Raw genomic sequence first — 16,844 nt, forward strand, 5'->3', positions numbered from 1 at the left:
TTCTCTTACCCCTTCATCATATTGACGTCTTCAACCGCGATGGTGCCGCGGTTGCGGAAGAAACAGACCAGAATGGCCAGACCTATCGCCGCTTCGGCCGCCGCAACGGTCAGCACGAACAGCGTAAACACCTGCCCGACCAGATCGCCGAGGAAACTGGAGAACGCCACGAGGTTGATATTCACCGCCAGCAGCATCAGTTCGATGCTCATCAGCAGGATGATGACGTTCTTGCGGTTCAGGAAGAGACCGAAGATGCCGATGACGAACAGCGTCGCCGCGACCGTGAGGTAGTGTTCAAGTCCGATCATCGTCTCATAGTCCCTCGAATTTCTCTTTCCCGTTGCGAAGTTCTGGGAACGCCGCCGCGCAGGCACAGTTTTCTTTCGATTCCGTGTATTCTTCGACTTGGAAAGCTCTCCGCACAAAGGTCGCTTTCACAGATTCCCACGAATGGCTTGCATCGACTTCGGCTAGTTTTTGTAGGGAGTCACTAGCCTCGTCAGTCCGATCCAACAATGTGTTGTCGTATTCCCTGTTGAGTCGCGTCACGACTCTAAGTGTTTGCCCGGTCTCGCAAGCTGAAATTTTTAGAAATTCCGATTCCGTGCATCCCAGTTCGTCGTCGCAAAGACCGCCAACTTCGTAGAACGCTAAAACTCCGTCACCGATTACTTGGTGCTCGGTTGCAATCCAATGATGTGACAATAACGGTTGGCCGTCGCACTCCGCTATTGGAAACGCGACTGCAGACAAGGGTACGCTTGCCAATGCTAAGCCGAATATGCCCGAGTTAATTTTCACAACCCCTGCCCCGGTTTCACGTCCTTCAACTCCATCGCCTTGGCCGGGTCACGCATCATCTGGCCGATAATGTCCTGACGTTTGATGTCCTTGCGGTGGCGCAGCGTCAGAACGATGGCGCCGATCATGGCCACCAGCAGGATCAGGCCCGCCAGTTGGAACAGAAGGAAATATTGATCGTAAAGGATGAGGCCAAGCGCCTCGGTGTTGTGGCGGTCTGTCGGGACCGGCTGGGCCAGATTGGCCGCAGCACCCTGTGCGCTGTCCCATGCCCCGAAGGCCATGACAAACTGCATCAGAATGATCAGACCAATCAGCAGGGCCAGCGGCATATAGCGCGCCATTTCGGCCTTGAGCTCGGCAAAGTCCACGTCCAGCATCATCACCACGAAGAGGAACAGAACCGCGACCGCGCCGACATAGACGATGACCAGCAGCATCGCCACGAACTCGGCCCCCAGCAGCACGAACAGCCCTGCCGAGGACAGAAACGCCAGGATCAGCCACAGGACCGAGTGCACCGGTTGGCGGCTGATCACCGTGAACAGCCCGCCGGTGATGGCGCTGATGGCAAACAGGTAGAAGGCAAAGACGGTCATTGATCCTCATCCTCGTTGTCGCCCATGACCTCTTGCGCCAGATCCAGCGCGCGGGTCATGGCCGGGATGCCGGCAAAGACCGACATCTGACCGATCGTTTCCACGATCTCTTGTTTCTTCGCGCCCGCTTCCAGCGCATGACGCACGGTCTGGCGCACGGCCGAATCCGCCTGCGCACCCTGGCAGGTCAGCCCGGCCAGCGTCAGAAGCAGACGCGTTTTGGCATCCAGCCCGTCCTTGTTGACGGTGTTGCCGAACATCATTTCCATGACCTCTTTGGGCATGGTTGGCCACAGCGCCTCGAACCCCTTGGGCGAGAAGCTTTCCATCGCCGGGTTCATCGCCTTGGCCATGTCCTGAGCTTGCTTCATCATCAGCTCGAACGGATTTGTCGGGCTGTCACTCATCGGTACGGTGCGTCCAGTTCCAGATTGCGCGCGATCTCGGCTTCCCAGCGCTCGCCGTTCGACAGGAGTTTTTCCTTGTCGTAGAACAGCTCTTCCCGGGTTTCCGTCGCGAATTCAAAGTTCGGGCCTTCGACGATGGCATCAACCGGGCATGCCTCTTGGCAGAAGCCGCAATAGATGCACTTGGTCATGTCGATATCATAGCGCGTGGTGCGGCGGCTGCCGTCTTCTCGCGGTTCAGCATCGATAGTGATGGCCTGTGCCGGGCAGACCGCCTCGCACAGTTTACACGCGATGCAGCGCTCTTCACCGTTTGGATAGCGGCGCAGGGCGTGTTCACCGCGGAAACGAGGGGACAGAGGGCCTTTTTCGTGCGGATAGTTCAGGGTGGCCTTGGGGGCGAAGAAGTACTTCAGGCCCAGTTTGAAGCCGACCCAGAAATCCTGAAGCAGAAAGTACTTGGCAGCGCGGGTGTAATCGATGTTTGCCATATCAGCCTCCTACGCTCCAACGGGCGAATGCGCCCCAGAACCAGTCGAATTTCGCCGCAAAGGCCACAAAGACCACCCAAACCAGCGAGAACGGCAGGAAAACTTTCCAGCCCAATCGCATCAGCTGGTCATAGCGGTAGCGAGGCGTGATGGCCTTGACCATCGCGAAGATGAAGAAGAAGAACGCCATCTTGGCGACCATCCACAACACGCCATCGGGCAGGCCCGGGATTGGCGACAGCCAGCCGCCGAAGAACAGCAGCGAGGTCAGCGCGCACATCAGGAAGATCGCGATGTATTCACCGGCCATGAACAGCAGGAAGGGTGTGGCCGAATATTCGACCTGATAACCCGCCACCAGTTCCGATTCCGCTTCGGGCAGGTCAAACGGTGGTCGGTTGGTCTCGGCCAGCGCCGAAATGAAGAACAGAAAGACCATCGGGAAATGCGGCAGCCAGTACCAGCTGAAGAAGCCGAACGACCCATCCTGCGCGCGGACGATGTCACCAAAGTTCATCGACCCGGTCGAGATGATCACACCGATGATGATCAGACCGATGGAAACCTCGTATGAGATCATCTGCGCGGCTGAGCGCAACGAGCCCAAGAACGGGTACTTTGAGTTCGACGCCCAACCACCCATGATCACGCCATAAACCTCAAGCGAGGACACGGCGAAGACATAGAGGATTGCGACGTTGATGTCCGACAGGACCCAGCCATCATTGAACGGGATCACCGCCCAGGCGATCATCGCCAACACGAAAGAGGTGAGCGGCGCGAGGATGAAAACCGTGCGGTCGGCCCCCGCGGGGATCACGACCTCTTTGACGACGTATTTCAACGCATCCGCCACCGATTGCAGCAGACCGTAAACGCCGACCACGTTAGGGCCGCGGCGCATCTGGACAGCGGCCCAGATCTTGCGGTCGCCATAAACAAGGAACAACAGCGAGATCATCACGAAGGCAACAACAGCAAGCACTTGCGCCAGAATGATGATGGCTATTCCGCCGGGGGTGTTAAAGAATTCAGCCATTGGTCCTCACACCGTGGGTATTCCGTTTTTCGCGCGCGATGCAAAGGCCCGATGCCTGCGCAAACTGCGGCTGGGTCGGCGCGTTGGTGTAAACAGCATCTGCCGCCATTGCGCCACCCTTTTTCTTTCGTTTCACGCACATTTCCGGCGCAGTCAGGTGCCACCCGACCACAGAGCTGGTTTGCGATATGAAACTGCTTTCGTTCATTCCGCCGCAATCTTCTCAGCTTTGCGGGCTTGCGCCTGCGCCGAAAGCTCGGCCATCAGTTGCGAGGCCCGAGCGATCGGGTTGGTCAGATAGAAATCCTTGATCGCATTGCGGAAGGTCGCCTTGCCCAAAGACCCGGCCTCCAGCGCTTGAACCTCATTCTCGATCACCTCGTCGATGCGGGCCAGATGGGGAACCGCCTCGATCAAGGCTGTGCGCAACTGCGCAAGCGAGTCATAGGGGAGTGTCGCCCCCAGCTCAGCCGACAGCGCACGCAGGATGGCCCAGTTTTCCTTGGCCTCACCAGGCGCAAACCCAGCGCGCATCGCCAGTTGCGGGCGGCCTTCCATGTTCACGAACAGACCGTTTTCCTCGGTATATGCCGCGCCCGGCAGGATCACATCTGCGCGATGCGCGCCCCGATCCCCGTGGCTGCCCTGATAAATCACAAAGGCGCCTTCGCCGATTTCGACCTCATCCGCACCAAGGTTATAGATCACATCCGCAGCATTTATTGCTTCCATACCGCCATCGTTGGTGGCGTCCACATCCATCGCGCCCACGCGCGACGCCGCAGTGTGCAAAATGATCAGGCCGCTTTCCGTATTTGCGGCAATTGTTTGCGCGGCAGCCAGAACAGCTCCTCCGTCCGCCTCCTGCAGCGCTCCCTGCCCGATGATGACCAGCGAGCGTTTGCCCCTGATTTCATCGTCGCCCCCCATGTCGACAACCTTTTGCAGCGCCGCGCGGTCATCGCCCACATGATGGTACGCATAAGTCAGATCGACCGCTGGACCTACCAAAGCGACTTCGGCCCCGTGCGCCCACGCCTTGCGGATACGCGCGTTCAAAACCGGTGCTTCATCGCGCGGGTTGGTGCCAATCAGAAGAATACGCTCGGCCGTATCGATGTCTTCAATCGCGGCGGTCCCGGCATATGCGCCACGGTTCCCGGCCGGAAGCTTGGCTCCATCGGTGCGGCATTCGACAACACCGCCCTGCCCTTCGATCATCTGCTTCAAAGCGAACGCAGCCTCGACCGGCGCCAGATCACCGACGATACCGGCTGGCTTCTCAGCGCTTTTCAGCGCCTCTGCGGCCTTGGTCAGTGCTTCGGACCATGAGGCCGGGCGCAGCTTGCCGTTTTCACGGATGTAAGGCTTGTCCAGACGCTGACGCCGCAACCCGTCCCAGACAAAGCGGGTTTTGTCACTGATCCACTCCTCGTTCACTCCGTCATGATTGCGAGGAAGGAAGCGCATCACCTCGCGCCCTTTGGTATCGACACGAATGTTCGATCCCAGCGCGTCCATGACGTCGATGCTTTCGATTTTGGTCAATTCCCACGGGCGGGCGGTAAACGCATAAGGTTTCGAGGTCAGTGCCCCAACCGGGCACAGGTCGATAATGTTGCCCTGCAGGTTCGAATCCAGCGTCTGATTCAGATACGAGGTAATCTCGGCATCCTCACCGCGCCCTGTCTGACCCATCTGAGTGATCCCGGCGACTTCGGTGGTGAAGCGCACGCAGCGGGTGCAACTGATACAGCGGGTCATTGCGGTGCCCACAAGCGGTCCCAGATCCAGATCATCAACCGCGCGTTTGGCTTCCTTGAACCGCGAACCGGACAGGCCATAAGCCATCGCCTGGTCCTGAAGATCGCACTCTCCGCCCTGATCACAGATCGGGCAATCCAATGGATGGTTGATCAGCAGGAACTCCATCACCCCTTCGCGGGCCTTCTTGACCATGGGAGAGTTCGTCTTGACTACCGGCGGCTGCCCTTCCGGCCCCGGGCGCAGATCGCGCACCTGCATCGCGCACGAGGCAGCCGGTTTCGGCGGACCGCCCACTACCTCAACCAGACACATCCGGCAGTTTCCCGCAATCGACAGACGCTCGTGATAGCAGAAACGCGGTACCTCGACCCCGGCTTGTTCACAAGCCTGTATCAGGGTCATCGCACCATCGACTTCGATTTCCTGCCCGTCGATATTGATCTTGCGGAGGTCAGACATGGCTCTCAATTCGCTCTCAAATAAACGCCAATGGCGCTGTTTCTTTGGATTTCTTTCTGCCCCAGAGAGCAGAATGTTTTGGGGTTGTCGTAGGACACGCCGTTATTCGCCAGATAAGCCTCGCCCTTGGTCCGCATCCGATCCTTTTCAGCATCCGACTCGACATAGGAGCGGATTTCCGTGTCCGAGTACCCCAGATTATTCGCTTTGGACCGCAGTCCCCACATCACACTGATCGCTTTCAATCGCCGCCCGCTGATCGACGGGCAGAACTCGGAAATCTCATTTGCAATGGCGATGTAGTAGAGTTCGTTGTCGATCTCTTTGACATCCCTCAAGGGCGGCTTTGCTTCTGTCACCGTCGGCAAGGCCATCAGCGATGCGAGGGCAACTAGTTTTACAACAGACATGGGTTTTCCTTTCGTCTTGGACTGTCCAAGACGAAGCGGTTTGCCGCTGCTAGGCAATAACACCCTGCCCGCCCACCGAAGATATGGAAAAACACCGGTCATGGCCGCTGGCAGGTTCCTGCAAATGTCAGTTGATCATTGCTGACGCTGAGGTTCTGCGGGTCAGTATCCGGACCCACCTTCCAAGCAATCCGAGACGATCCGAAGTTCTGGATGCAGAATTTGGTACCTTCATGACGTCCGGCCTCGCGCGCACCATCGAGTGAAGCAGAGACGCCTTTGACGACAACCGTAAAGTCCGCGGGCGAGGTTTTCTTGTTGACCACCTTCGCCTTGGCCCTGAACGACTTGCCGTCGAACAAAAGCCGGTCTGCCGACGGCTTCACCAGACCGCATGCAGAAACACCAGCCAGCGCCAACACAACAATAAGGGCTTTGGGGGCCTTCATACTTTCCCTCTTTGTTTTCTGTTCCGCTGCGTCGCCATCAAAACGCCGCCACCAATGCCATAAGCCCGATCACGACCATGCACACCCAGCCGATCACATACAGAATTGTCCGCGGACCGCTGCTTGGCTTGCCAATCCCTTTCAGGTGCACAACCAGCATCGCCAAGCGCGCAACCAACGCCACTGAGGCCAGCAGGTTTACCCAGAACGGGCTGACGCCCAGCAAAATCGCCGCTGTTATGACAGTCACAAACGCAGGAAGTGTTTCCGTTCCATTCAGATAGGCCCGGTTCAGACGATACGCCTTGTCGGCATAGTCCTGCTCGGGTGTCGCACCGGGTGCCAGCCCTTTGGCTTGTTTGGCCAGTGCCGAAAACGGCGCCAGAAACAATACAACCAGCGTGAATAGCACAACCGACGCAATCGCGTGGCTATATTCAGCAAACACTTCCATCTTCGTTCACTCCGCTGCCATCGCACCCATACGGCCCGATTTCTGAGCCTTGATGCGGTCTTCGATCTCTTCCCGGAAATTGCGGATCAGGCCCTGGATCGGCCAGGCGGCCGCATCGCCCAAAGCGCAGATCGTGTGTCCTTCGACCTGTTTGGTCACGTCGAACAACATGTCGATCTCTTCCAGTTCAGCCTCGCCGCGCACCAGACGATCCATCACACGCATCATCCAGCCGGTGCCTTCGCGACATGGCGTACACTGGCCACAGCTTTCATGCTTGTAAAACTTCGACAGACGCCAGATCGCCTTGATGATGTCGGTGGATTTGTCCATCACAATCACCGCTGCCGTACCCAGACCCGACCCCAGGTCGTTGCGCAGGTAATCGAAATCCATGATCGCGTCGCGCATGTTTTCACCGCGCACGCAGGGAACCGAGGATCCACCAGGGATAACCGCCAGAAGATTATCCCACCCGCCGCGAATGCCGCCGCAATGGGTTTCGATCAGTTGTTCGAACGGGATCGACATCGCCTCTTCGACGACACATGGGTTGTTCACGTGGCCCGAGATCGCAAACAGCTTGGTACCGGCGTTGTTCTGGCGACCAAATCCAGCGAACCAATCCGCACCCCGACGCAGAATGGTCGGCACCACCGCGATGGATTCCACGTTGTTCACAGTGGTCGGACATCCGTACAGCCCGGCACCCGCCGGGAACGGAGGTTTCATCCGCGGCATACCCTTCTTGCCCTCAAGGCTTTCGATCAGGGCTGTTTCCTCGCCACAAATATAGGCCCCTGCCCCGTGATGAAGGAAAAGATCGAAATCCCAGCCCGAACCAGCGGCATTCTTGCCAAGAAGCCCCGCGTCATAGGCCTCATCAATCGCAGCCTGCAATGCCTCACGCTCGCGGATGTATTCGCCGCGCAGGTAGATATAGCAGGTATGTGCGTTCATCGCGAAAGAGGCGATCAGACACCCTTCAATCAACGTGTGGGGATCATGGCGCATGATCTCACGGTCTTTGCAGGTGCCGGGCTCGGATTCATCGGCATTCACAACCAGATAGGAAGGGCGACCGTCGCTTTCCTTTGGCATGAACGACCATTTCAGGCCAGTTGGGAAGCCGGCACCGCCGCGTCCGCGCAGCCCGGAATCCTTCATTGTCTGAATGATCCAGTCCCGGCCCTTTTCAATCAGGCCAGCGGTGCCGTCCCAATGCCCGCGGGCTTGCGCGCCTTTCAGCGTGCGTTCGTGCATCCCGTAGATGTTGGTAAAGATCCGGTCCTGATCCTTCAGCATCATTCGTTACCTTCAGCTGTCCTGACGCATGCGCCAGAGTTGAAAAATGTTCACACCCGCATAAATGAATGCCGCCAGAGCGGCAAAATCAAACAGCAGCGCGTGCCGGGCTGTCAAACCCAGCGCGGGGCCAATGAACAGGTTCATGGCAAGCCAGATCACCATCGTCACCGCAATGACGATGCCGATATGTCGGCCCTTTCGGGCTATAGCCTGATCCTTGTCCTTGTCCATCATCCCCCGATGCCCGGATAGGGCACCCGTTTAGTCTTTGTAGGTGCCATCTTCCTTGGCACGTTTGGCAAATTCGGTTTCCTCACCCGCCGCAAGCTTGGCTGCCTGTTCAATCCAGCCATCGCGCTCGATCCGGCCCTTGAACTTCAACCGTGCATCGACCCAGGCGACCTGTTCCGGTGTCCAGGCAGCGATCTGATCATAGTGGAAGAAGCCCAGCTCGTTCAGCGTCTGCTCCAGCTTGGGGCCTACGCCTTTCAACAGTTTCAGGTTATCTGCCTTGCCGTCGCGCGCGCCTGCCAGTGTTTCGGGCTGGTCCTCTTTCGCTGCCTTCGCCTCAGCGGCCTGTTTCGCAGCAGGTTTCGCCGGGGCTGGCGCTTTGGGCGGCTTCGGTGCCGCTTTGGTCGCAGCCGCTTTGCCATCCTTGCCCAACCAAGGGGTCAGGATCGGAACCTCGGTCCCGTCGATGCGTTTGACCGTATCGCCAATACCGGTGGCCAGTTCGACGCTGGCGTTATACCGGGCCTTTCCAGCCTCATGATCGGTCAGACTGGTCAGCCCTCTGAGCGGTTCAGCCGCATAACGTCCGTTTTGTGGGCCCGGCGTCGGAACTTTCCCCGCCACCAGATCATCGAGGATCTTGCCAAAGCTCTCGGCGGTCAGGTCTTCGTAGTAATCCTTGCCGATCTGCGCCATCGGCGCATTGGTGCAGGAGCCAAGGCATTCGACCTCTTCCCAACTCAGCTTGCCATCAGCCGACAGTTCGTGCGGTTTCGCCGAGATCTTTTCCTTACAGACCGCAATCAGGTCCTCTGCTCCGCAGATCATGCAGGAGGTCGTACCACAAACCTGAATATGCGCAGCCGACCCAACGGGTTGCAGTTGGAACATGAAGTAAAACGAAGCAACCTCAAGCACACGGATATAGGCCATACCCAGCATGTCGGCGACGGATTCAATCGCCGGACGGCTCAGCCATCCCTCTTGTTCCTGTGCGCGCCACAGAAGCGGAATGACCGCGCTGGCCTGACGGCCTTCGGGGTATTTGGTGATCTGCGCTTCGGCCCATTGCTGGTTGGCAGCGGTGAAGGCAAAGCTTTCGGGTTGTTCGGGATGAAGACGGCGGAGCATTAGCGGTCAATCTCTCCAAATACGACGTCCATGGTGCCGATGATAGCGGCGACGTCGGCCAGTTGGTGGCCTTTGGCAACGTGGTCCATGGCTTGCAGGTGCAGGAAGCCCGGTGCGCGCAGTTTGGCGCGGTAGGGTTTGTTGGTGCCGTCGGCGACCAGATAGACGCCGAACTCGCCCTTGGGGGCTTCGACGGCAGCATAGACCTCACCGGCAGGCACGTGGAAGCCTTCGGTATACAGCTTGAAGTGATGGATCAGGCTCTCCATCGAGGTCTTCATGTCCGATCGTTTCGGTGGAGTGATCTTGCCGCGCGCCAGAACGTCACCGGGACACTCGCGGATTTTGGCGATGGCCTGACGAATGATCAGCAGCGACTGGCGCATCTCTTCCATGCGGACAAGGTAGCGGTCATAGCAATCGCCGTTCTTGCCGACGGGAATCTGGAATTCAAACTCATCATAGCACTCGTAGGGCTGCGCGCGACGCAGGTCCCAGGCCAGACCCGATCCACGCACCATCACGCCCGAGAAGCCGTATTTCTGGATGTCATCCTCGGACACCACGCCGATATCGGCGTTGCGCTGCTTGAAGATGCGGTTTTCGGTCAGCAGCCCATCAATGTCATCAAGGACGCTTGGGAATTCGTGACTCCAGGCCTCGATATCGTCCAGCAGTTCGGGCGGCAGGTCCTGATGGACACCACCGGGGCGGAAATAAGCGGCGTGCAGGCGGGCGCCACAGGCACGCTCATAAAACACCATCAGCTTTTCGCGTTCTTCAAAACCCCACAGCGGCGGGGTCAGAGCGCCCACATCCATCGCCTGCGTGGTCACGTTCAACAGGTGATTCAGGATGCGTCCGATTTCGGAATACAGCACCCGGATCAGCGAGCCCCGGCGCGGCACCTCGACCCCGGTTAGCTTTTCGATGGCCAGACACCAGGCATGTTCCTGGTTCATCGGTGCCACATAGTCCAGACGGTCGAAATACGGCAGGTTTTGCAGATACGTCCGGCTTTCCATCAGCTTTTCGGTGCCACGATGCAGCAGGCCGATATGCGGGTCGCAACGTTCGACAATCTCGCCGTCCAACTCGAGCACCAGACGCAAAACTCCGTGCGCCGCGGGGTGTTGCGGGCCGAAGTTGATGTTGAAGTTGCGGATCTTCTGCTCGCCGCTCAGCGCGTCCGTGCTGCCGTCATCATATCTTGAGCCGTCCATCAACGCCCTCGTTTCTTCTTTGCTTCGGCCCGAACCCGGACCTTTTCGGCCTCGACCGCCTTGACCGCAGACCCGGCCAGTAGAACCCCAAACGCGCCCAGAATGATCAACTCACCTATCATCTCAGCGGCGCTCCAACTCTTGCAGTTTCAGCCCGACCCACCACAGCAATGCGATCGTGCCAAAGGGAACCAGACACAGCAGGCACCAGTATTTGTTGATCCCGAAGAACGGCAAAATCTTCACCATCGGAATGATGGTCAGCGCAGACAGGATCAGCCACCAGATGCCACCCATTATTCGGTCTCCTGTTTCTCATCCCCTGGCAGAATGTAGTTCGCACCTTCCCATGGGGACATGAAATCAAACTGACGGTACTCCTGCACCAGACTGACCGGCTCGTAGACAACGCGTTTCTGCGCCTCGTCATAACGCACCTCGGTGTAGCCCGTGGTCGGGAAATCTTTGCGCAGCGGATGGCCACGGAAGCCATAATCCGTCAGGATGCGCCGCAAGTCTGGATGGCCCGAGAACAGGATGCCGAACATGTCGAACACCTCACGCTCGAACCAGTTGGCCGAGGGGTGGATATCGACTATCGAAGGCACCATGTCATCTTCGCGGATCGAAACCCGCAGACGGATGCGCTGGTTCTGGTACATCGACAGGAAGTGATACACCACGTCGAACCGCTTGGCGCGTTCGGGGTAATCGACGCCGGTGATATCCACCAGTGTCGAGAACTTGCAATTTTGGTCCGACCGCAGGAATTCTACGAATTCCACGAGGTTCGACGGCGCCACATCGACGTTCAGCTCACCATGGGTCACATCCCAGGACAGAACACAATCGGCTCGTTTCAGTTCAAGCTGGGTGCCGAGTTCTTTGAGTGCTTCGCTCATCTACCCTTCCCCTCAGCGTACAATTGTGCCGGTGCGGCGGATTTTGCGTTGTAGCTGTAGCAGACCGTAAAGCAGCGCCTCGGCGGTCGGAGGGCAGCCGGGCACATAGATATCCACCGGAACTACCCGGTCACAGCCACGCACGACAGAATAGGAATAGTGGTAGTAACCACCGCCATTCGCGCAGGACCCCATCGAGATCACATAGCGCGGCTCGGGCATCTGGTCGTAAACCTTGCGCAACGCAGGGGCCATCTTGTTGGTCAGCGTGCCGGCCACGATCATCACGTCAGATTGGCGCGGAGAGGCGCGCGGGGCGATGCCGAAACGTTCCGCATCATAGCGCGGCATCGAGGTGTGCATCATTTCAACCGCGCAGCAGGCCAGACCAAAAGTCATCCAGTGCAGCGAACCGGTACGAGCCCAGTTGATGATATCCTCGCTCGAGGTCAGCAGAAAACCTTTGTCCTGCAACTCGGCATTCAGGGCCTGGGTGGCGACTTCCTTGTCGACGCCAGCGGTGTTTGCACCGGTCATCACTCCCATTCCAGGGCCCCTTTCTTCCACTCATAGGCAAAGCCGATGGTCAGCACGGCCAGAAACACCATCATCGACCAGAAGCCGACATCGCTGATATCGCGGAACCCGACGGCCCAGGGAAACAGGAATGCGATCTCAAGATCGAAGATGATGAAGAGAATCGAGACCAGATAGAATCGGACGTCAAATTTCATTCGCGCATCGTCGAAGGCGTTGAAGCCACATTCATATGCGCTGACCTTTTCGGGGTCGGGATTGCGGACAGCCAGTACAACGGCGGCAAGAATCAGGACGATTCCAAGGCCTACGGCAACGGCCAGAAACACCAGAATCGGGAGGTACTCCCGCAGCAGGTCTTCCACGAATAGCTCCTTTCTTGCGCACGCATCTTGTCGGGTGCGCCGTCAATTGGCGTGTTGACTGGACATTCTCTATCCCCGCCGGGTCAGAGGGTCAACCGAACACAGCCCCGTTCACCATCAAACATACGCTTGACAGCGCGGCATAGAATCGCATTTCGCGCGTTTTGCATTGGCTTGCGGAAACTCGGTAAACTTACTTATTCCATGCAGGTTTACGTTTTTCGAAGAACGCCGCGATCCCTTCACGCGCCTCTTCCGTTTCCCAGCGTTCGACCAGTTCGTTGATGGTCTGGTCGATTGTGGCATCATCAATACGAGGTCCCAGAGTTCGAACCAGCGCCTTGGCAGATGCAACCGCCCCCGGCGCGCACGAAAGATAGGGCCGAACTTCCTCTTCTATCGCGGCCGCAAGCTGCTCGGAGGGCACAGCCTTTGCCAGCAATCCCAGATCAACCGCTTCGGGCGCATCGAACAACCGGGCCGACATGAACACACGCCGTGCCCGCGCCTCACCCATACGAGCGATAACATAAGGGCCGATTGTCGCCGGAATCAGCCCCAGCCGGGTCTCGGTCAGTCCCATCTTCAGACTATCTACACCGATGGCAACATCGCACACGGCGGCCATCCCAACGCCTCCGCCAAAGGCGTTGCCTTGTAGTGCCCCGATCAGGGGTTTGGGCATTGTGTTCAACGCCTGCAACATCTCGGCCAGCTTGCGCGCCTCGACAAATCGCGTCGCCTTGTCGGCCGCCATCTGGTCCTGCATCCACCCCAGATCACCACCGGCGCAAAACGTCTTTCCCGCAGCGGCCAGAACGACCACCCTGACAGAGCCATCCTGACCCAGTTGCGACGCGGCCTGTGTCAGCTCGGTGATCATTTGACCCGACAGCGCGTTGTGCTTTTCCGCCCGGTCCAGAGTTAACGTGGCAACACCGCGTTCGTCTGCTGAAATCGAGATTGTTTCGAACATGTTAGCCTCTCAACGCCTTGGCCATCTGCGCGGCCTCTTCGACCACATCGATATCCAGACCGGTTTGGTAGCCCAACCGGTGCAAATGCGCTGCAACGGTTTCAGTCGCGACATTGCCCGCGGCCCCCGGAGCATACGGGCAACCGCCAAGCCCACCCACGGCCGCATCGAACACGCGCACCCCCAGCGAAAGTGCCGCATCGATATTGTCGATTGCACGCCCATTGGTGTCATGAAAATGCCCGGCAAGCCGCGTCACAGGAACCCTTTCCCGCACCGCCAGAAGCATATGAGCGATCTTGTCTGGCGTGCCTTGCCCGATCGTGTCCCCCAATGACACCTCGTAACAGCCCAACGCAAACAGCCGGTCGGCAACTTCGGCCACTTTCTCGGGCGGGGTCGGGCCGTCATAAGGGCAATCCGTCACGCAAGAGACATAGCCGCGAACCGGAAGGTCGATATGGCGCGCCGCTTCGAGAATCGGCGTGAACCGTTCGATTGACTCGGCGATCGAGGCATTGATGTTTGCCTTGGAAAACCCCTCGGAAGCAGACGCAAAAATGGCAATCTCATCCGCTTTGGCGGCCAGCGCATCCTCGTATCCGCGCATATTCGGCGTCAACGCCGCGTACCGCACTCCGTCCGCGCGGGTAATACCGGCCAGAACTTGCGCCGACCCCGCCATTTGAGGAACCCATTTAGGAGAGACAAAGCTTGCAACTTCGATCCGTCGAAATCCGGCGCGGCTGAGGCAATTGATCAGCGCCACCTTGTCGGCAACCGGTATCTCACGTGTTTCGTTTTGTAGCCCGTCGCGCGGTCCAACTTCGTAGATTTCGACCAGATCACCCATGTCAGAACCCCTTATGGCTTGTTCTCATTCCAAATACGGATCGCGCGACCGTGCCACGTCAAACCGCGCGGGTACAGATCACTCTTCTTCCAAACGCACCAAAGCCGCCCCAGCCTCGACCTGCGCGCCATCTTTGACCAGCACCTCGGCCACCACACCATCTCGCGCGGCCAGCAACGAATGCTCCATTTTCATCGCTTCGAGAATAGCCAAACGGTCGCCTTCTTGAACGGTTTGCCCCGCGGTGGCAAAGACTGCCTTGACCAGACCCGGCATCGGCGCCTCGATCACGTTGGTGTCACCCGTCGCGCTGGCATCCCGGTCAAGCGGATCGATAACGTCGAAACTGCGACCGTAGTCAGTAAATACGGTCAAAGTAGTTCCGCTGACAGCCACCCGGGGCATCGGTGCGCCGCTCAGCGCCCACCGCCCCGAGATCCGCTCGGCCACGACACGGTGTTCGCCCAGCTGCCAAAGCTGGCGATCCGACCCGTCGACTTGCACGTCCAGATCAAGAACTTCTCCCTGATCGGACAATTGCACCGCCCGATGCAACGGAGCCCAGAGCGAAAACCCGGTGTCAGGCGCGACATCCACCAGATTCAGTGCGGTCATCGCGGCCGCAACAGCGGTTGTGGCAGACGTCGTCGCTTCCCGCACCAACCCATCAAGATCGCGCCCGATCAGGCCCGTATCCACATCACCCGAGGCAAATCCATCATGGCGGGTCAGCGCGCCCAGAAAGGCGAGATTCGTAACGGTGCCCGCCACTTCGGTTTCCCGCAGCACTCGGTTCAACGTCTCAAGCGCGACGGCGCGGGTCGGACCGTGCACCACCACTTTGGCAATCATCGGATCATACCACGGGCTGATGGTGTCACCTGTGCGAACGCCACTATCCGCACGGCAGTTGGCCGGGAAAACCAGATGGGTCAATGTACCTGTCGCCGGCAAGAACCCTTTTGGTACATCCTCGGCATAAAGCCGGGCCTCGAATGCGTGACCCGAGATCGACAGATCATCCTGTTGCCTGGGAAGGCTCTCTCCTGCCGCAACGCGCAACTGCCATTCGACCAGATCGACGCCAGTGATGGCCTCTGTTACCGGATGTTCCACCTGTAGGCGCGTGTTCATCTCCATGAACCAGAACCTGTCGGGGCGCAGCCCGTCTGAGGCATCGACAATGAATTCAACCGTGCCTGCGCCCTTATACCCGATCGCCTCGGCGGCGCGCACACCAGCCTGACCCATAGCCTCGCGCATCTCAGCCGTCATACCCGGCGCCGGAGCCTCTTCGATCACCTTCTGATGGCGGCGTTGCAACGAGCAGTCGCGTTCGAACAGATGCACGGCATGTTTACCATCGCCAAACACCTGCACTTCGATATGGCGGGGTTTGGCCACGAATTTCTCGACCAGCACGGCGTCGTTGCCAAAAGCGGTCTTGGCCTCGCCCCGCGCGCTGTCGAGCGCGGCGGCGAAATCCTGAGGCCGTTCAACAAGGCGCATTCCCTTGCCGCCACCGCCCGCAACGGCCTTGATCAGAACCGGATAGCCGATGGCGTCAGCCGCCCCCGCCAGGTGTTCGGGATCCTGATTGTCGCCGTGATAGCCGGGCACCACGGGCACGCCAGCCTGTTCCATCAACACCTTGGCCGCATCCTTGAGGCCCATTTTGCGGATCGCATCCGCTGATGGGCCGATAAAGGTCAAACCCGCAGCCTCGACCGCGTCGACGAAATCGGGGTTCTCTGACAGGAAGCCATAACCGGGATGGATCGCCTGCGCGCCGGTATCCAGCGCAGCCTGAATAATTACATCGCCCTTCAGATAGCTTTCCGCTGGCGCGGGACCGCCGATACGAATGGCCTCATCCGCCAACTGCACATGCTTAGCCGTAGCGTCCGCATCGGAATAAACAGCCACGCAAGATACGCCCATCTTCTGAGCGGTTTCCATAACCCGGCAAGCAATTTCGCCCCGGTTGGCAATCAGGATTTTGTTGAACATAGCTTACCCCTCAACCGCCAGATCTTCGACAAGTCGAAATCGCTCGCATAGCAGCTCCATCTCCGGATCAAATCCGCCATTGCGTTCGAAATACTGGCGATGCCCCTCTCTCCATCCCTCAAGCGTTTCATTTTCGCCCTCTGCCAACGCGAAATCCTCGGTTACGTCGCAGTATCGGCAGGTCGAGACCTCGACCGTTTCGATCACCAAGGCCGGACGGTCGTCCCATTCCAGCGCAATATCTCTCCGACCGACCACAGGAGTGTCAGGGCTACCTTCGGGATAGTCGCGCAACGCACCGCAGGTTGCCGTTTTCCGCCCTGATCGTACCAATGCCAGAAGCTCAGCACTCAGCCGGGCATTGTCACCAAACTTGAAAGTCTGGGCACCCGGATAGCGTGCCATGACGTCATTCAATGAAACGTTCAT

At 58.5% G+C, this 16,844-nt stretch carries 24 protein-coding genes; all 24 read right to left on the reverse strand.

Annotated features, from left to right (window positions below; translation table 11 throughout):
* Positions 1-5: 5 nt before the first annotated feature.
* The 24 genes from nuoK to ACR0DY_RS07480 all read right to left on the reverse strand — a co-directional run bounded on the left by nuoK (position 6) and on the right by ACR0DY_RS07480 (position 16,844).
* Complete coding sequence (gene nuoK / locus ACR0DY_RS07365) at positions 6-311, reverse strand: NADH-quinone oxidoreductase subunit NuoK (protein WP_005984024.1); 306 nt, start codon at positions 309-311, stop codon at positions 6-8.
* 4 nt (positions 312-315) lie between these two features.
* Positions 316-804: a hypothetical protein gene (locus ACR0DY_RS07370; RefSeq protein WP_480545722.1), complete on the reverse strand. Its 489-nt coding sequence runs from the start codon at positions 802-804 to the stop codon at positions 316-318.
* Positions 801-1,403 carry an NADH-quinone oxidoreductase subunit J gene (locus ACR0DY_RS07375; RefSeq protein WP_480516396.1) on the reverse strand — a complete coding sequence of 201 codons (603 nt, stop codon included), beginning with the start codon at positions 1,401-1,403 and terminating at the stop codon, positions 801-803. The genes ACR0DY_RS07370 and ACR0DY_RS07375 overlap by 4 nt, the downstream gene beginning before the upstream one ends.
* Complete coding sequence (locus ACR0DY_RS07380) at positions 1,400-1,810, reverse strand: carboxymuconolactone decarboxylase family protein (protein ID WP_170476531.1); 411 nt, start codon at positions 1,808-1,810, stop codon at positions 1,400-1,402. Before ACR0DY_RS07380 ends, ACR0DY_RS07375 begins: the two co-directional genes overlap by 4 nt.
* Positions 1,807-2,301, reverse strand: coding sequence for an NADH-quinone oxidoreductase subunit NuoI (gene nuoI / locus ACR0DY_RS07385; RefSeq protein ID WP_014874163.1), 495 nt, complete (start codon positions 2,299-2,301; stop codon positions 1,807-1,809). The genes ACR0DY_RS07380 and nuoI overlap by 4 nt, the downstream gene beginning before the upstream one ends.
* A 1-nt stretch (position 2,302) precedes the next feature.
* Positions 2,303-3,340, reverse strand: coding sequence for an NADH-quinone oxidoreductase subunit NuoH (gene nuoH, locus ACR0DY_RS07390; protein WP_117868407.1), 1,038 nt, complete (start codon positions 3,338-3,340; stop codon positions 2,303-2,305).
* Positions 3,333-3,476, reverse strand: a complete 144-nt coding sequence (locus ACR0DY_RS07395; protein ID WP_480476092.1) for a hypothetical protein — start codon at positions 3,474-3,476, stop codon at positions 3,333-3,335. Before ACR0DY_RS07395 ends, nuoH begins: the two co-directional genes overlap by 8 nt.
* Before the next feature lie 68 nt (positions 3,477-3,544).
* Positions 3,545-5,566 carry an NADH-quinone oxidoreductase subunit NuoG gene (gene nuoG / locus ACR0DY_RS07400; RefSeq protein WP_480545723.1) on the reverse strand — a complete coding sequence of 674 codons (2,022 nt, stop codon included), beginning with the start codon at positions 5,564-5,566 and terminating at the stop codon, positions 3,545-3,547.
* 5 nt (positions 5,567-5,571) lie between these two features.
* Positions 5,572-5,976, reverse strand: coding sequence for a DUF5333 domain-containing protein (locus ACR0DY_RS07405; RefSeq protein ID WP_480481784.1), 405 nt, complete (start codon positions 5,974-5,976; stop codon positions 5,572-5,574).
* A 98-nt stretch (positions 5,977-6,074) separates the two neighbouring features.
* Positions 6,075-6,425, reverse strand: a complete 351-nt coding sequence (locus tag ACR0DY_RS07410; RefSeq protein WP_267362834.1) for a hypothetical protein — start codon at positions 6,423-6,425, stop codon at positions 6,075-6,077.
* 37 nt (positions 6,426-6,462) lie between these two features.
* Positions 6,463-6,879: an MAPEG family protein gene (locus ACR0DY_RS07415; RefSeq protein WP_480481785.1), complete on the reverse strand. Its 417-nt coding sequence runs from the start codon at positions 6,877-6,879 to the stop codon at positions 6,463-6,465.
* Positions 6,880-6,885: 6 nt separating this feature from the next.
* On the reverse strand, positions 6,886-8,184 hold the full coding sequence (gene nuoF, locus ACR0DY_RS07420; protein ID WP_209504919.1) for an NADH-quinone oxidoreductase subunit NuoF: 1,299 nt from the start codon (positions 8,182-8,184) through the stop codon (positions 6,886-6,888).
* 12 nt (positions 8,185-8,196) lie between these two features.
* The gene (locus ACR0DY_RS07425) at positions 8,197-8,418 is read right to left on the reverse strand and encodes a DUF5337 domain-containing protein (protein ID WP_209598087.1); all 222 of its coding nucleotides are present in this window, start codon (positions 8,416-8,418) and stop codon (positions 8,197-8,199) included.
* A 30-nt stretch (positions 8,419-8,448) separates the two neighbouring features.
* Positions 8,449-9,549: an NADH-quinone oxidoreductase subunit NuoE gene (nuoE, locus tag ACR0DY_RS07430; protein WP_480898026.1), complete on the reverse strand. Its 1,101-nt coding sequence runs from the start codon at positions 9,547-9,549 to the stop codon at positions 8,449-8,451.
* Positions 9,549-10,772, reverse strand: coding sequence for an NADH-quinone oxidoreductase subunit D (locus ACR0DY_RS07435; protein WP_267362846.1), 1,224 nt, complete (start codon positions 10,770-10,772; stop codon positions 9,549-9,551). The genes nuoE and ACR0DY_RS07435 overlap by 1 nt, the downstream gene beginning before the upstream one ends.
* The gene (locus ACR0DY_RS07440) at positions 10,772-10,894 is read right to left on the reverse strand and encodes a hypothetical protein (RefSeq protein ID WP_267362849.1); all 123 of its coding nucleotides are present in this window, start codon (positions 10,892-10,894) and stop codon (positions 10,772-10,774) included. Before ACR0DY_RS07440 ends, ACR0DY_RS07435 begins: the two co-directional genes overlap by 1 nt.
* Position 10,895: 1 nt before the next feature.
* Positions 10,896-11,069 (reverse strand): hypothetical protein, encoded by a 174-nt coding sequence (locus ACR0DY_RS07445; RefSeq protein WP_010442775.1) that lies wholly within the window; start codon positions 11,067-11,069, stop codon positions 10,896-10,898.
* Positions 11,069-11,674 carry an NADH-quinone oxidoreductase subunit C gene (locus ACR0DY_RS07450; protein WP_267362853.1) on the reverse strand — a complete coding sequence of 202 codons (606 nt, stop codon included), beginning with the start codon at positions 11,672-11,674 and terminating at the stop codon, positions 11,069-11,071. Before ACR0DY_RS07450 ends, ACR0DY_RS07445 begins: the two co-directional genes overlap by 1 nt.
* A gap of 12 nt (positions 11,675-11,686) precedes the next feature.
* A complete protein-coding gene (locus tag ACR0DY_RS07455; protein ID WP_209504454.1) occupies positions 11,687-12,220 on the reverse strand; it encodes a NuoB/complex I 20 kDa subunit family protein in 534 nt (177 codons plus the stop codon).
* Entirely contained in the window at positions 12,211-12,576 is a 366-nt protein-coding gene (locus ACR0DY_RS07460) for an NADH-quinone oxidoreductase subunit A (RefSeq protein WP_209504455.1), read from the reverse strand. Before ACR0DY_RS07460 ends, ACR0DY_RS07455 begins: the two co-directional genes overlap by 10 nt.
* Before the next feature lie 193 nt (positions 12,577-12,769).
* Positions 12,770-13,552, reverse strand: coding sequence for a crotonase/enoyl-CoA hydratase family protein (locus tag ACR0DY_RS07465; protein ID WP_267362859.1), 783 nt, complete (start codon positions 13,550-13,552; stop codon positions 12,770-12,772).
* Position 13,553: 1 nt separating this feature from the next.
* Positions 13,554-14,405 (reverse strand): hydroxymethylglutaryl-CoA lyase, encoded by an 852-nt coding sequence (locus ACR0DY_RS07470; protein ID WP_267362861.1) that lies wholly within the window; start codon positions 14,403-14,405, stop codon positions 13,554-13,556.
* 78 nt (positions 14,406-14,483) lie between these two features.
* Complete coding sequence (locus ACR0DY_RS07475; protein ID WP_480545726.1) at positions 14,484-16,415, reverse strand: acetyl/propionyl/methylcrotonyl-CoA carboxylase subunit alpha; 1,932 nt, start codon at positions 16,413-16,415, stop codon at positions 14,484-14,486.
* Between the two features lie 3 nt (positions 16,416-16,418).
* Positions 16,419-16,844 (reverse strand): ASCH domain-containing protein, encoded by a 426-nt coding sequence (locus tag ACR0DY_RS07480; RefSeq protein ID WP_267362867.1) that lies wholly within the window; start codon positions 16,842-16,844, stop codon positions 16,419-16,421.

The sequence above is a fragment of the Ruegeria sp. O6 genome, from assembly GCF_056535045.1.